Source organism: uncultured Thiodictyon sp. (assembly GCF_903828115.1).
Classification (GTDB): domain Bacteria; phylum Pseudomonadota; class Gammaproteobacteria; order Chromatiales; family Chromatiaceae; genus Thiodictyon.
This window is the reverse complement of record NZ_CAIKKU010000896.1, coordinates 1-13,926: the sequence shown is the minus strand read 5'-3', so window position 1 is coordinate 13,926 and position 13,926 is coordinate 1. Positions and strand designations below refer to the sequence as shown.

Here is a 13,926-nt window from a genome sequence, read left to right as displayed (position 1 = left end):
TATCGTAGCGCCCCGGATTCTCTCGCACGCCAAATTGCATCGCTTCTTCGATTACGATTACGACAACGACAACGACAACGAACGTGTTTGTGTTTGACTTATTCTAGACTCGTTACTTACCGTGACAGTCAGGCCGGGACCCGGTGGGAGCGGCTTCAGCCGCGACGCGAGCGCGCAAGCAGCCCGGCGCCTGCCGCGAGGGGTCCGCGTCAGGGCGGCGGCCGTCGCTGCGCCAACTGCGCCCGCAGTTGCGCCAATTCCTGTTCGACCTGTCGGCGCGCCTGCGCCTCGGTCTCGGCGCGTCGCTCGGCCGCGCGTCGGGCGCCCGCTTCGGCCTCGGCGCGCTGTGTCTGTGCCGCGGCGCGCTCCTCGGCCTCCTGTCTGGCCCGCGTTTGCGCCGCGGCGTGCAGTTCGGCCTCCCGCCACTCGGGGAGCACGAAGTCGGCATAGACCGGGTCGTGGACCATCGCCTTGGGCTCGGGCTGTGTGAGCAGGTCGGTCAACCGGAATTGCAGCCCCGGCAGGACCCGCGAGCGGATGATGCCGTCGTCCGGCGCGATGGGGACATAGAGACCCGCGGCCGTGCGGGTGAAAAACGCCTGGCGCTCCGACTCCCGGTGCAGGATGAAGTACTCGGGCACCCCCCCGGCGGCATATTCGGCCTTCTTGGTGACCGTATCGCGCTCACTGCCGCGGCGCTCCAGGTCCGACAGGGCCTCGATGCACAGGTCGAAGACACCGTGGTAGGAGGCATCCAGGGGCAACAGCGGCTGGGGATTGGTGTTGCACACGACCCCGAGGTCGGGCTTGCGGATCACGGTCCCGGTCGGCAGCGGCAGCCGGAAGCCCATCTCCAGGGCGACCATCCGGGCGATCGGGCGGGTGTCGAGAAAGTGTTGCAAGAGCCTGATGAACCAGGCGTATACCAGAAAGGTCCCGTAGTCGGACACCGGCTTTTCCTCCAGACGACCGTTGTTCCACTCGTAATGGATGTCAGATTCCAGGTAATACTCCCTCCAGTAGGTCTCCTCCGAGACCAGCAGGCCGTCCGCGCAGCGGGGCTCGCCGGCGACCTCGGGCGAGAACCCGGGCGGGCGGGCGATGGCAGGGGGCGGGGGCTGGTGCGCCGGTGTGCGAAGGGTCGCGGCGGTTGGGCACATAGCGATGGGCCTTGCTTGGGGGGGATTGCCTGGGTGAAAGCCTGGCACGGGGGGCGGGCGGCGGGGGCCGCCCATCGACAGTCTACCCAGCGATCCGGCCGACCTCAACGCCCGCGGCAGATACGCAAATCTTGTGCTCCGGGTGGGGCTTGCCGGCTGGACCAGTGGCCCGGCGGCGAGCGCCGCTCGCGGCTGGTGTTCAAGACATCATCGACCAAGGGCTAGTGTCCACACCACCGCGGCGGGCGCTTATCGATAAACGCGGCAATGCCCTCCTGCGCATCCAGCGTTTGCAGATTGCGTACCATGGCTTGGCGGCTATAGTCATAGGCCTCGGCCAGGGGCAATTCAAGCTGGCGGTAGAAGGCCTCCTTGCCGATTGCGAGCGTCAGTGGTGACTTGCCCGCCAACTGGCGGGCCAGGGCCGCGGTGCGGGCCTCGAGTTCGGCCGCCGGCACGATCTCGTTGACCAGGCCAAAGCGCAGCGCCGTCGCGGCGTCGATCGGGTCGCCCGTCAGCAGCATCTGCATCGCCTGCTTGGGGGTGACGTTGCGCGTCAGGGCGACCATGGGTGTCGAACAGAAAAGCCCGATATTCACCCCCGGAGTGGCAAAGCGGGCGTCGTCCGCGGTGATCGCCAGGTCGCAGGTCGCAACCAACTGGCAACCGGCCGCGGTGGCAATGCCATGCACTCGGGCGATCACCGGTTTGGGCAACCGCACGATGGCCAGCATCAGTTCGGCGCACTCCGCGAACAGCGCTCCGGCATAGGTCTGATCCTCCTGGTTGGCGCGGACCTCCTTCAGATCATGACCGGCGCAGAAGCCCGGGCCGGCCCCAGCCAGGATCACGACGCGCACGGCCTGGTCGGTGGCGATGTCGTCGAAGGCTTGGTGCAGGGCCTTCAGCATGGCGCGTGACAGGGCGTTGCGCGCCTGGGGCCGGTTCAGCGTCAGGGTCGTGACACCGGCATCGTCTTGGCGCAGCACCAGCGAGGTCTCGTCAGTCATTCTCTCGTCTCTCCGGATGGTTCAGTCGCGACTCAGCATGCCGGTTGCAGCGACTTGCCGCAAGCGCGCCGCGCCCGCGCGTCCAGGGTATCGACGCGCCGCTTGCCGCACTTCCCGCCGGCGTCCATCTCGTTCACTAGAGCACGGCCGCCAGAACTATGGAATCCATTCCATAGTTCTGGCGAGCCGCCGCCGCGAAAAACCGCGCTGCGGAGCCGACGCAACGATACAAGTGGCGGATTTATAGATCGATTTCGCGTGCGGCAGGCGGTGACGGTTTCTGGCACACCCTATGCCTTGTACCAGACAAGTCACCGAGCCGGCAGGGCGCCACACCGGGAAGCCCTGAACCGGACGGTCGAGACCTTTCCAGGGTTATGGCAGGTGCCGGAGAATCCGATGAACTACACGAATTTCAGCCACAGGGACCCCCGTACCGCGATGATCGAAGAGGCGCTGACGCTGATGCATATCATCGACGCCGAACATAGTCAAGAAGACATCAACGAGGGTGCGCAGGCCCGCACGACGCGCCTGCTGCTGCGCGACGCGGCCCGGCAATTGGTGCCCGAGATGGTCGCGGAACTGCGCAAGCGCGCCGGCGCGCAGACGCAGGTTCCCTTCTTCGCGAACGCTGCCTGAGTTCCCGGGGGCTCGCGCTCGCGCCCGGGCGCAACGTCGGCACCGGCCGGCCTGACGAGAGCGGCCCGGCGTCAGGCGCCCGGCCTGACGATCCGGACTCACTCGCGGCGGCTAGTGACAAGGGTCTTGCCGGGCGCCTAAGTGCCTGACCCAGGCCTGCCGGTGTCCGTTGTCGCCCCAAGGCCCAAGGGCACCCGAAAGCCCACGGTGGTCCCCTGACCCGGCGTGCTGACCAGGTCGATCTCACCCCCCATCAAGGCCACCAGGCGTCGGCTCAGGGACAGCCCCAGGCCCGCACCCCCATACCGGCGGGTGAGAGAGTTGTCGCCCTGGTGGAACAAGGCAAAGAGCCCGGACTGGACCTCGGGGGTGATCCCGATCCCGTGGTCCTGCACCTCGAAGCGCACCCACAGCCGCCCCTCCTGGGCCTCGCTGGGTCGGACCCGGAGCGTCACAGTCCCCTGGTCGGAGAATTTGACCGCGTTGCTCAGCAGTTGGCCCAGGACCTGGCGCAGACGGTCAGGATCCCCGGTGGCGCGCAGGGGCAGGCCCGGGGCGATCTCCGCAACCAGGGTCAGCCCCTTGGTCGTGGCCAGGTCATCGCTGTCCTGCACGAATTCCCGGAGCAGGTCCCCCAGATCGAACGCCCGCACCCTGATCTCGATCTGACCCGCCTCCAGTCGGGAGATGTCGAGGACGTCGTTGACCAGGTCCAGCAGGCGCCGCGCCGCCTGGTCGATCCGGTTGAGCAAATCCCACCCCCTGCCCTCCTTGACCTCCTTGCGCAGCAGAAAGACGAATCCCGTGATGTGGCTCAGCGGCGTGCGGAATTCGTGGCCGGTGTTGTTCAGGAGGGTAAAGGTGCTCCCCACCCCCGGGGTGCTCTCCACCCCCAGGTGCCCGCCCATCAACCGCACCAGGTTCCGGCTGATGGCGAGCCCCAGCCCCGAGCCCCCATAGCGCCGGGCAATGGTGGCGTCGCCCTGCACGAAGGGTTCGAACAACCGGGCACGGGTGGCCTCGTCCATGCCGATCCCGGTGTCTTGCACCGTCCAGCGCAGCCTTGCCCATGACGCCTCGCGTCCCAGGCAGCTCACCCGTAGATTAACCTGGCCGCGGTGGGTCAACTTGATGGCGTTGCCCAGCAGGTTGGACAAGACCTGCTGCAACCGCAGGGCATCCCCGAGCAGATACCTGGGTACAGCGGGGTCCGCCTTGATGGCAAATGCGAGCCCTTGCGCCGCGGCGGAATGGGCGAACAGGGAACGCAGCGTGGCGTGCAGGGTATCCAGTGCGAAGGCGTCGCTGCTGAGGCTCAGGCGTCCCGCCTCGATTCTGGCGTGGTCGAGGATGTCGTTGAGTATCCCCAGCAGGCTGCGCCCGCTCTCATTGAGCTTCTCCAGGTAGTCCCGCGCCTTGGGGTCCAGGGGTTGGCGTAGCGCCAGTTCGGACAGGCCGATGATCCCGTTCATCGGCGTGCGGATCTCGTGGCTCATGTGGGCGAGAAACTCAGCCTTACTGAGCGCCGCCTGTTCCGCCTGTTCCCGGGCCCGCTTCAGGTCCGTGATGTCCCAATTCACCCCGATCAGGCGTTGGGCAACCCCGGCGGCATCCCGCAGCACCTTGCCGCAGGAGACGAGATAGCGCAGGGCGCCGTCCGGCCAGTGCACCCGCAAGGTGCTGCGAAAGGTCGTCTCGCGGCCGGCCATGATCGCCTCGAGAGTGGCCGCCAGGGCGGGCAGGTCAGCGGGGTCGAGCGCCGCGGTCCAGTCGGCGTAGGAGAGGGCCTCGGCGCGCGGCGGCTGTCCATACAGGTGATACATCCGTTCGTCGCAGGTGAGCCGGTTCTCGATGTCCATTGCGGGTCAACATAGGTGCGCCGCAGCAGCGCGTCCCGCGTGAGGCCGAGGAGTCTTTCCGAGGCCCGGTTGCAGTCGATCAGCCGGCCTGCGGGGTCGGTGATGGCGATGCCGACCGGCACCAGCTCGTAATTTCACTGGAGGTTTCGACGATCTGGCGATAGCGGTTCAGTGCCTGCTCGACCCGATAGCGTTCGGTGACCTCCACGACGGTGCCGTACATCCGCGCCGCTCGACCGGTCCCATCGAAGACGAAGGCACCGCGGCCGGCCACCCAATGCACGGTGCCGTCGGGCCACAGGACCCGATATTCACACGCATAAGGGTCCCGTTGCGCCGTACAGCGGGCCAGTTGCGCAGCGAGTCGCGAGCCCCTGCGCCCGTGCCCTTGACGCGAAAGCGGCATGCTCCGTGTCCAGCACCCGCGGCACCCATTCCACGGTGCGCAGGCCCGGATGCCGCTCGAGGAGCGGGCGGGTGAAACGCGCATAGGCGTCCGCGGTCACCCGCTCCGATGCGTCGTAAAACTGGGCCACCACCTGGACATCGCCGATCAGGTGCCCGAAGGTCTCCGCCAGGGCCTGGGCCGCCGCTGCCACCGGTTCCCGGACCGCGGCCCTTTGCTGCCGGGTTTCCCACCCCCAGACCATCCACCAGGCGGCCAGGCTGAGGAGCGCGCCCAGGATCAGGACCCCCGCCGCGGGCCGCAGTACCCACCAGGCACCCAGTCTGCCGACGAGCGTTGTCGTTTCCGCCTCTGCCATGCGCCTGCCCCCGGCTGCCGTCGCTGACGCCGCGTGGTCCGCGGACCCGATCGCCCCGGCCGGCCCGACCGGCCGACCATCGCAAGCATTCTAGTGCCGTTGCCAGTCCCGCAGCGTCTCCTGCGATTTGATGTTCGACAGGGCGAGCTTGATGGACTCACTGACCGTGATGGCCAGGATGCGCAACTCCCGCAACTGCGCCTCGTTGAGCGCCTCGTCGGCACTGACATGCAGCAGGCCGAGGGTGGCGCCACGCACGTTCAGCGGGATGCACAGATAGGTGGGCGGTGGGCGGTCCGGGAAGTGCCGGCAATCGATATCGGCATGGGCGGGTTCGACTTCATGTAGTTGGCCGCGCCGCAAGGCCCAGCAATCGTGCAGCGGGAAGCTTGGGGGCAGGCCCTCGGGGCTGCCCCAGGCGGCCACCCGACGCAGAACGGCCCCGGGGTCATCAAGCACCGCCAGCGCGCCCGTCCAGGGCGCAAAGAGCGCCGCGGCGCTGTGGCCGATGATGGCATAGGCCTCCTCGCGGCTGCGGCAGGACAGCAGCAAGTCGTTCATTTGGTTGAGTGCCACCATCTGGGCGTCGTGGCGCTGGACGGCGGTCAGGCTGATCCGCAGGGCCTCCTCGGCGTGCTTGCGATCAGTGATATCGGTGTTGGTGCCGGCCATCCACAGCGGTTGGCCCGCCGCGTCGCGCACCGTGACCTTGCCGCGCGCCTGCACCCAACACCAGTCACCGCGTTTGGTCAGCATCCGATGTTCGCTCTGATAACGCTCAGTCGCGCCGGAACCATGGGCTTGCATCTCCTGCCGGACGCGCGGCAGGTCCTCGGGATGCACCAGTCTTTCCCAGCCGCGGGTGTGCGGCTCGATCTCGCTCTGGTCATAGCCCAACATCTGCACCCAGCGGGGACTGAACAGCAACTCGCCGGTGCCCATGTTCCAGTCCCAAAAGCCATCGTTCGCCCCCTCCAGGACCCATTGCAGGCGTTGCTCGCTCACCCGCAGGGCCTCCTGGGCCAGCATGCGGGCGGTGATCTCCTCGTGGGCGATCACCGCACCCGGCTGGGGGCCGCTGAGCGGCAGGACCCGCATCTCGAACCAGCGTGGCTCGGTGGGCGAGTCACAGCGGTAGGTCAACGTGAAGGCGCCGTTCGTGCCCGCCAGCACCTGTTGAATGCCGCGCAGCGCCGCCTGCGCCTCCACACCGTCCTGACCGGACACCACGCGGTTGCAGATCGTCAGATAATTCGCCCCGGTCAGGCACCCCAGGTCACCGCCATTTTGTTCGGCAAAGCGCCGCCAGTTGGCGTTGACCAGGGTAATGGTCCCACGTCGATCCAGCACGGCAATATGGGCGGTCAGCGAGTCCAGGACATCCTTGAGCAAAATCTCCTGCGCCCGCTGCGCCTCCTCGGCCACCCGTCGCCACTCGATATCGATCAGCGTGCCGAGTTCCCGGGCCGAGTCCAGTTCCTCCCGACTCCAGCGTCGGCTGTGGCCGCTGACCAGTTGGCTCCAGGCGGCCGGTGCACCGCCTTGTCGGGATTGCCGCCCCAGGTCACATGGCGCAACTGCTCGTCGCGAAACCAGATCAGCTTGATCGACTGCGCGGCATCCAGGGAGAATATCGCCACGCCGGCGGCGGTCGCGGCCAGGTCCGCCGTATCCTCCAGGTGTGCGCTCAGACAATCGGTCGCAAACAACTGGGGCGGGTCGTCCGCGTGCCGGGCGCTCAGCCGCTCGACGAGGTCGAGGATGCGCGAGGGCTCGGGCGTCGCACCGCCGGTCGCAAGCTTCGCGCCATGGATCAGGGCCACGCCATCGGCGCCGATCGCGCCCAGGACATCGGCCAATGCCGGCCCGCCGAGCAAGGCCGACAGCCGCGTGCCCTGGCGCATCGCATCGATGATGTGGTCGCGGCAATGCTTGAGCCGTGCAATCTCGCGCCGGCGGTGCTGTTCTTCCAGCAAGGCGATCTGGTCGGACAGGCCCCGCGCCATCCAGCCGGCGAACTCGCGAATCTCGGGCGAGACTTGGCGTGGGGTTGCGTGATGACAGGCGATCAGCCCCCAGAGTTGCCCGTCGCGCAGCAGCGAGGCCGTCAGTGAGGCCTGTACCCCCATGTTGCGCAGATACTCCAGGTGCACCGGCGACACGCTGCGCAACCGGCTCAGCGACAGATCCAGCGCTTGCCCAGTGACTGGATTCACGGCCGGCCGCAGCGCAGACGGCACATAATCGCAATCGACGATGACCCGCGTGGGGCTGATCAGATAGAGGCGACGCGCCTGGGCCGGGATGTCGGAGGGCGGGAAATGCAGCCCGAGGAAGGGCTCCAGATCGTCGCGATTGCCACTGCCAACGACTCGCCCCGGCGCTGACTGCGGCGGAGCTCTCGCGGCAGGGTTTCATCGAGATAACGGCGATTGAAGAGACCGGTGAGCCCGTCACGGATGGACTGCTCACGCAGGCTTTCCTGCAAGGCGATGTTGGAGAGGGCGAGCTTGATGGATTCGCTGAACGCCCCGGCGAGCGCTCGCATTTCGCCGAGTGCCGCGGCGCTCTGCGTGGCGCAGGCGCTCAGGTGCAGCAGTCCGAAGGTTTCGCCCCGCACGGTCAAGGGCATACAAAGATAGGCGGTTGGCGGTGGGCCGGCGAAGTGTCGGCATTGCGCGATCAGCGGGAGCGCGGTCGCCTCCTGGACCGCGCCGCGCCGCATCGCCCAGCAGTCGTCCGGCGGGAAGCTGCTCGGCAGGACATCGGCCTCGCCCCAGGTCGCCACGACCCGCAATTGTGCGGCGTCCCCCGTGTCGATCTGCGCCAAAGCGCCATTGCAGCCGGTGAATAGCCGTCCGGCGCCTTGGGCGATGATGGTATAGGCCTCCAAACTGGTCTCGCAGGACAGCAGCAATTCGTTCATACGGTTGAGTGCGATCATCTGGGCATCGTGGCGCTGCAGCGCCTCCAGGCTGACGCGCTGGGCCGCCTCCGCCGCCTTCTGGGCCGTGATGTCATGGACGCTCGCCAGCAGGCGCGTCTGTCCGTCAAGCTCCAGCGACCCGGAGTAGATCTCCACATCGCGTAGCTCGCCGCCGGCCAGGCGGTGCTGGAACTGGAACCGCACTTGCCGTGCCCGTTTGACCCGCCGCAGGTTCTCCGCGAGCTGTTCCGGGGGCAGCGGATTGATGGCGCTGAGGTTCATCGTGCGCAGTTGCTCGACCGGGTAGCCGTAGTAATCGCCGGCAGCCGCGTTGGCATCGACGATCGAGCCGCTGTCGGGATCGATCAGCAGCATCGTCACCTGGGATGCCGTGAAGAGGGTGCGAAAGCGCGCTTCGCTCTGTTGCAGTGCCGCCTCGTTGGCCTTTTGCGCGGTGATGTCGATGAATGACACCACCACCGCCTGCACCTCCCCACCGACGGTTGCGCGGATCGGCTCAGTACTCACGAGCAGCCGGGTCACCTGGTCGTCCGCCCCGATGAGGCCCATCTCCACATCGCGTTGCGCGATCCCGGTCTGCAGGGTGACGACCGTCGGCCAGGCATCGCTGCGGAAGGGGGTTCCATCGGGGCGGATGATCGACCAGTTCCCGTCGTCGACAGGGCGCTCCCAAGACTCGGCCGAGTTCAGGCCCAGGATGCGTTCGGCCGCCGGATTGGCGGTGATGAGCCGGCCCTCGCGGTTGTATACCGCGACGCCCTCGGCCAGTGCCACCAGCGCCGAGCGGTAGCGTTCCTCGCTGTCGCGCAACGCCGCCTCGGCGGTCTTGCGGGCCGTCAGATCCAGTGTGGTCGCCAGCAGCAGCGGCCGGTCATCAAGGTGGATCAGGTCGAGGTAGACCTCGACCTCGCAGAGTTGGCCATTGGCGCACCGGTGCCAGGCACGACGCTCAACCGTCAAGTCCGCGTCGCCGGCCTGGATGTGGGCGAACAGATCGGCATAGACCTCGCGCGGCGTGGTACTGAATTCCCAAGCCGAGCGTTGTCGCAGGTCCTCACGCGGCTGGCCATAAAAATCGGCGGCGGCCTGATTGGCGTCGAGGATCTGCCCACTCTGCGGATCGACCAGGACCTTGATGACCTCGCGGCTCTCGAAAATCGCCCGATAGAGCTCGGCCGCCTGCTCCAGTGCCTGGCGTGCGGCGCGCCGCTCGCTCGCGTCCTCGATGATCCAGATGATCCCTTCCAAGGGCTGTCCCGGCGCCAGTGCCTGCGCGCGCATCAGGCACCAGAAGCGGCTGCCGTCGCGGTGAACCAACTCGACCTCGGTGGCGAAGACCTCGCCGCGATTGATCGCCGGATAGGTCCGCTGGCCGATCGTCAGATAGGCCGCGCGATCGGGATAGATCAGCTCGGTCGAGCGGCCATCCAATTCGCCCGGCGCGTAGCCGAACAGGGTCTCGGCGGAGCGGTTGACGCGGATGAAATGGCGATCCTTGACGAAGCAGATGCCCAGAAAGATGTTATCCAGCAATGACTGGTTTTCTTGCAGCGTCTGGGCCGTCTGTTCGCTGCGGGCCGGCAGTTGTTGCGATTTCTGCAAGCGCCGGTACGGCTCGTCCAGCGCCTGGGAATAGACGACCCAGAAAACGAAGCCAACCCCCCAGGTGCGATAAAGGTGGCCGAGCAGGTGATGAAAATCGGTGGTGATGGGATAACCCGTCAGGCAAATCTCGCCGAGCAGCAACAGCCAGACACCGGCAATCAGCCAGGCCCGAAAGGCGTCGCGGGTCGCTCGCCACCCACGCATCAGGAGCAGCAGGGTAAGGCCGTAGAACAGCATGACCGTGTAGCCGGCGCCGATCTTGAAGGGACTTGCGCTCTGGGCGAAGATGGTGGCGGACGCCACCCGGTCCGGGAACGCCAGGCCCGGCGTCGCCACCAAACCGACCAGGATCAGTGTCGCGCCCAGCAGCCAGCCGCGCGTGCGTTGCGTCAGCACGGCACTGGGCGGCAACGCCGCCACCGCCAGCAACGCCAAGGCACTGATGAAGCGGATCGACAGCCAGAAGTGGACGGGCTTCTCCACGGTGGCAGGCAGGGTCGGTCCCGCGGTGACCGCATAGGACAGGATGTGCCCACGGAGAACAAATCACGGATAGACCAGGAATGGTCGGACCAGATCCCACTGCGCTCCTCCTCCGCCAACCCATGAGGCAAGGGCCAAAGGGTCACGCACGTCACCCCCGAGCTTGCTTGGTGTTCTCAAAACAGCTACATTTGTTGCCTAAGTGAGAACATGAAAACCCTGATCAGCCATCTTCTCGGGGACACCCGCACCGCGATTCTGGCGGCCCTGCTCCTGCGTCCGGACGAGCCCCAACACTTGCGCGAACTGGCGCGCCTGACCGGTGTGTCGCCGGGGACCTTGCACCGGGAACTCACGGCGTTGACGGCGCTCGGCGTGCTGCGGCGCGACCAGGTCGGCAGGCAGGTGTTCTTTTCTGCCAATCGCGAGTGCCCGGTCTTCGAGGAACTCGCCGGCCTGCTCCGCAAGACGGCGGGATTATTGAACGTTATCAGCGATGCATTGAGGCCCTGCTCCGCCCACATCCGCTGCGCCTTCGTCTATGGGTCGACGGCGGCGGGTACTGAGGGCGCCCATAGCGATGTCGATGTGATGATCGTCGGGGATTTACCCTTCGCCGAAGCGGTGCGGGTCTTGGCGCCGGCCGAGGCCGTTCTGCGCCGTGAGGTGAATGCGACGGTCATGAAAGCCGACGATTTTTTGCGCAAACGGGAGACGAACGACGGCTTCGTCTCCGCGGTCTGGGGAGCGCCCAAACTCTGGGTTATAGGGGGTGAACATGAGCTTGGATAGTCTCCTGCGGCTGGGTCAGATCAAGCCCCACGTCCCCTCTTCCGGGGAAACCCTGCGCCTGCTTGCGGCGGCGCAACGCAACCTTGAGGATTCGCGGGTCCTCGACATCAGTGAAGAAACGCGCTTCGACGCGGGCTATAAGGCCATCATGCAATGCGCACTGGTGGCCTTGATGGCATCCGGCTATCGTCCCGCGACCAATGTACCGGGCCATCATCGGACGCTGCTGGGTGCGCTGTCGCTGACGCTTGCCGTGCCCAGAGAAGAATCGCTCGTCCTGGATGCGCTCCGCAAGAAGCGCAACAATAACGACTATGCTGGTGATCTTATTGATCCGGAGTCGGTGCGGGAATGCACCGCCCGCGCCGCGGCCTGCTGTGCCTCGTCGAGCTGGCGGTGGGTGGTCGATGCCGGGTGGATGATCAGGGTGCGGGTGTCGCCGATGTTGGCCAGGTGGCTCATGAATTGGGCGGACTCGATGAAGCGCACGCCGGCCGCGATCCCGCCGCGGACCCCGAAGGCGAGCAGGCCGGAGGCGCCGGGGGCGCCCTCGACTTGGCGCATCTGGCGCTCGATGAGTCCGTATTGGGGGTGATCGGGCAGGCCCGGGTAGTCGACCCAGCTCACCTGGGGGTGGGCGCGCAGGAACTGCGCCACCGCGCGGGCGTTGCGGCAATGACGCTCCATGCGTAGCGGCAGCGTCTCGACCCCTTGCAGGACCTGCCAGGCGCTCGCAGGGGCGAGCGCGGCGCCATAGACGCGCAGCGTCTCCATGCGGCAGCGCATGGTGAAACCGAAGTCGCCGAAGGTCTGGAGATTGAACAGGGCGGCGGCGTGCTCGGCGCTGTCGAAGACGAAGCTCGTCGTCTGATAGATCGGCAGGGCCCGGGCGCCGGTGGCGCTGTCGGGGATCTGTCCGGCGTGGATCGCCAGGGTCTCGGGTTGGAACCGGTGGTCGGCCATGAGCGGGGGTCGCCTTCAGACTGGACGTTTGGCGGAGATGACGCCGGTATTGACACCGGCCCAATGCAGACCGCCGAAGAGCCGTGCGTGTTCGATCTTGACGCAGCGGTCCATCACCGCATCCAGGCCGGCGTCGCGGGCCAGCCGGTCGGCCTCCAGGTTCTTCACCCCGAGCTGCTGCCACAGACAGCGCGCGCCGATCGCCACGGCCGAGTGGCGATGTCGTCGGCGGGGGGTTCGGTCATCGGGAGACTCCAATCAGGCGCCATTATCCCAGAAAAGGGGCCTCAGCACGCCGTCGCGCTCGTTCGGGTCTGTTCTGCTGCACCGCGGAGCCGCTCGCCCTAGAAAGAGTAGTTCTCACACGGAGACACAAAGATCACAAAGATTTTCAACGCGATATGTAGGTCGAGGAGATCACCCGTACGGTGATTGGCCCAACGCCTTCAATAATTTGTTTTTCTTTGTGTTCTTTGTGTCTTTGTGTGAGCGATTCCCGGATTCAGGCTCGCAGGCCTTGATCGTCGTTCCGGCGACCAGAAAAGAGGGGGTCGATGCCTCACCGTGAAAGTCCGGCGGGGGCGCCCTGTGGGAGCGGCCTCCGGCCGCGACTGGCGGCGCGCGGAACGCGGCGGCGCAGGTTACCGCAGGGTTTCATCGCGGCCGGAGGCCGCTCCCACGGGGGGCCTGCGCAGTCTAAGCGGTCGCGTCGCGGCTGAAGCCGCTCCCACCGGGGCCCGGCTTGACCTTCACGGTGAAGAACGATCGAGCGCCTGATCGATATCCCAGAGTATATCGCCGATATGCTCGCAGCCGACCGAGAAGCGGATCAGGTCCGGCCGCACCCCGGCTCGGCCCCTTTGGTACCCTGCCCCAGTACAGGCTCGACTACTGGCCCCGCGACGGCAAGATCATTCAGGTAGACCTGGACCCCCGCGTGCTCGGCCTGGTCAAGCCGATCGCGCTCGGCATCAACGGCGACGCGCGCGCCGCCGCCGCCGCGATCACCGAGCAGTTGCAGGAGATCCAGGGTGTGGTCGCGCCCGATCCGGTGCGCCTGGCCGGGATCGGCGCGGAGCGTGAGCGCTGGGCCGCCGAGCTCGCCGCCCTGGCCGGGGCCAATGAACCCGGTCGGATCGATCCGCGCCGCGCCCTGACCCAACTCGCCCGGGCGCTGCCGCAAGACGCCATGGTCGCCAGGGCGATGGGTGCCGAGGGCCTCACCGTCGAACACGAGGACCAGATCGGCGATGCACTGGGCGCGGCGATTGCCTCCAACCGCCCGACCGTCATCAACCTGCGCCTCACCCAGACCCTGGGCGACCCCTTCCGCCGCGACGCCTTCCGGCCGCCCCGGCGGCTGTTGCCGAAATATGCCGCGCACGGCGCCAAGACCTGAGGTAGCGCTAATCGTCGAGTCGCCGCGCGGCGCTGCCTTCGCCCGCTCGCCGAGTGCGCCGCCGAGTGTGGGGTGCGGACACCGGGCGCGTCCTGTCCTGCAACAGGTGCAACAGCGCGAGGCCCATTGGCCAGGGGCCGAAGCCGGACTCGGTGTTGATGTGTCCGGCCTGGCCGATGCCGATGAGACGGCTGCCCCAGGCCTCAGACCAAGGGGTCAGGTTCCGGGTCGTCATCCAGGGGTCGTTGCCGCTCGCGACCACCAGACTCGGAAAGCCGAGGTTCTGTCTGGGGAGTGAGGCT

At 66.9% G+C, this 13,926-nt stretch carries 14 protein-coding genes and 1 pseudogene; 3 read left to right on the top strand and 12 right to left on the bottom strand.

What is annotated here, in order from left to right; genetic code table 11:
• Positions 1–209: 209 nt before the first annotated feature.
• Entirely contained in the window at positions 210–1,160 is a 951-nt protein-coding gene (locus QZY48_RS34035) for a Uma2 family endonuclease (RefSeq protein ID WP_295439128.1), read from the bottom strand.
• A 221-nt stretch (positions 1,161–1,381) separates the two neighbouring features.
• Positions 1,382–2,170, bottom strand: a complete 789-nt coding sequence (locus tag QZY48_RS34030) for an enoyl-CoA hydratase (protein ID WP_295439126.1) — start codon at positions 2,168–2,170, stop codon at positions 1,382–1,384.
• A 399-nt stretch (positions 2,171–2,569) separates the two neighbouring features.
• Here QZY48_RS34030 and QZY48_RS34025 point away from each other — a divergent pair, with 399 nt between their 5' ends.
• A complete protein-coding gene (locus QZY48_RS34025) occupies positions 2,570–2,812 on the top strand; it encodes a hypothetical protein (RefSeq protein WP_295439124.1) in 243 nt (80 codons plus the stop codon).
• A 137-nt stretch (positions 2,813–2,949) separates the two neighbouring features.
• Here QZY48_RS34025 and QZY48_RS34020 read toward each other — a convergent pair whose 3' ends face one another.
• The 6 genes from QZY48_RS34020 to QZY48_RS33995 all read right to left on the bottom strand — a co-directional run bounded on the left by QZY48_RS34020 (position 2,950) and on the right by QZY48_RS33995 (position 10,512).
• Positions 2,950–4,671 (bottom strand): ATP-binding protein, encoded by a 1,722-nt coding sequence (locus tag QZY48_RS34020; RefSeq protein ID WP_295439122.1) that lies wholly within the window; start codon positions 4,669–4,671, stop codon positions 2,950–2,952.
• Between the two features lie 79 nt (positions 4,672–4,750).
• Entirely contained in the window at positions 4,751–5,077 is a 327-nt protein-coding gene (locus tag QZY48_RS34015) for a PAS domain-containing protein (protein ID WP_295439120.1), read from the bottom strand.
• Positions 4,983–5,435, bottom strand: coding sequence for a CHASE domain-containing protein (locus QZY48_RS34010; RefSeq protein WP_295439118.1), 453 nt, complete (start codon positions 5,433–5,435; stop codon positions 4,983–4,985). Before QZY48_RS34010 ends, QZY48_RS34015 begins: the two co-directional genes overlap by 95 nt.
• A gap of 90 nt (positions 5,436–5,525) precedes the next feature.
• Positions 5,526–6,860: a PAS domain-containing protein gene (locus QZY48_RS34005; RefSeq protein ID WP_295439117.1), complete on the bottom strand. Its 1,335-nt coding sequence runs from the start codon at positions 6,858–6,860 to the stop codon at positions 5,526–5,528.
• Between the two features lie 20 nt (positions 6,861–6,880).
• Positions 6,881–7,651, bottom strand: a complete 771-nt coding sequence (locus QZY48_RS34000; RefSeq protein ID WP_366929836.1) for a GAF domain-containing protein — start codon at positions 7,649–7,651, stop codon at positions 6,881–6,883.
• A 59-nt stretch (positions 7,652–7,710) separates the two neighbouring features.
• A complete protein-coding gene (locus QZY48_RS33995; RefSeq protein WP_295439129.1) occupies positions 7,711–10,512 on the bottom strand; it encodes a PAS domain S-box protein in 2,802 nt (933 codons plus the stop codon).
• A 168-nt stretch (positions 10,513–10,680) separates the two neighbouring features.
• On the opposite strand from QZY48_RS33995, the gene QZY48_RS33990 reads away from it, so the two are divergent.
• Positions 10,681–11,262 (top strand): helix-turn-helix domain-containing protein, encoded by a 582-nt coding sequence (locus QZY48_RS33990; protein ID WP_295439116.1) that lies wholly within the window; start codon positions 10,681–10,683, stop codon positions 11,260–11,262.
• Positions 11,263–11,574: 312 nt separating this feature from the next.
• Here the strand turns inward: QZY48_RS33990 and QZY48_RS33985 are convergent, their stop codons facing one another.
• The 3 genes and pseudogenes from QZY48_RS33985 to QZY48_RS33975 form a co-directional block, all read right to left on the bottom strand.
• Positions 11,575–12,225 (bottom strand): PLP-dependent transferase, encoded by a 651-nt coding sequence (locus QZY48_RS33985; protein WP_295439115.1) that lies wholly within the window; start codon positions 12,223–12,225, stop codon positions 11,575–11,577.
• Positions 12,226–12,240: 15 nt separating this feature from the next.
• Positions 12,241–12,432: a CoA-binding protein gene (locus QZY48_RS33980; protein WP_366929835.1), complete on the bottom strand. Its 192-nt coding sequence runs from the start codon at positions 12,430–12,432 to the stop codon at positions 12,241–12,243.
• A 542-nt stretch (positions 12,433–12,974) separates the two neighbouring features.
• Positions 12,975–13,076 (bottom strand): annotated as a pseudogene (locus QZY48_RS33975) (PLP-dependent transferase); the annotation flags it as partial.
• 86 nt (positions 13,077–13,162) lie between these two features.
• Between QZY48_RS33975 and QZY48_RS33970 the strand changes: the two are divergent.
• Positions 13,163–13,624: a hypothetical protein gene (locus QZY48_RS33970; RefSeq protein WP_295439113.1), complete on the top strand. Its 462-nt coding sequence runs from the start codon at positions 13,163–13,165 to the stop codon at positions 13,622–13,624.
• A 7-nt stretch (positions 13,625–13,631) separates the two neighbouring features.
• Here the strand turns inward: QZY48_RS33970 and QZY48_RS33965 are convergent.
• The coding region (locus QZY48_RS33965) for an alpha/beta hydrolase (RefSeq protein ID WP_295439111.1) at positions 13,632–13,926 on the bottom strand (295 nt) is incomplete at its 5' end.

Bases quoted from the DNA above. Each gene is read 5' to 3' on its own strand.
- QZY48_RS34035 (WP_295439128.1), bottom strand. From the start codon at position 1,160: ATGTGCCCAACCGCCGCGACCCTTCGCACACCGGCGCACCAGCCCCCG.
- QZY48_RS34030 (WP_295439126.1), bottom strand. From the start codon at position 2,170: ATGACTGACGAGACCTCGCTGGTGCTGCGCCAAGACGATGCCGGTGTC.
- QZY48_RS34025 (WP_295439124.1), top strand. From the start codon at position 2,570: ATGAACTACACGAATTTCAGCCACAGGGACCCCCGTACCGCGATGATC.
- QZY48_RS34020 (WP_295439122.1), bottom strand. From the start codon at position 4,671: ATGGACATCGAGAACCGGCTCACCTGCGACGAACGGATGTATCACCTG.
- QZY48_RS34015 (WP_295439120.1), bottom strand. From the start codon at position 5,077: ATGCCGCTTTCGCGTCAAGGGCACGGGCGCAGGGGCTCGCGACTCGCT.
- QZY48_RS34010 (WP_295439118.1), bottom strand. From the start codon at position 5,435: ATGGCAGAGGCGGAAACGACAACGCTCGTCGGCAGACTGGGTGCCTGG.
- QZY48_RS33990 (WP_295439116.1), top strand. From the start codon at position 10,681: ATGAAAACCCTGATCAGCCATCTTCTCGGGGACACCCGCACCGCGATT.
- QZY48_RS33985 (WP_295439115.1), bottom strand. From the start codon at position 12,225: ATGGCCGACCACCGGTTCCAACCCGAGACCCTGGCGATCCACGCCGGA.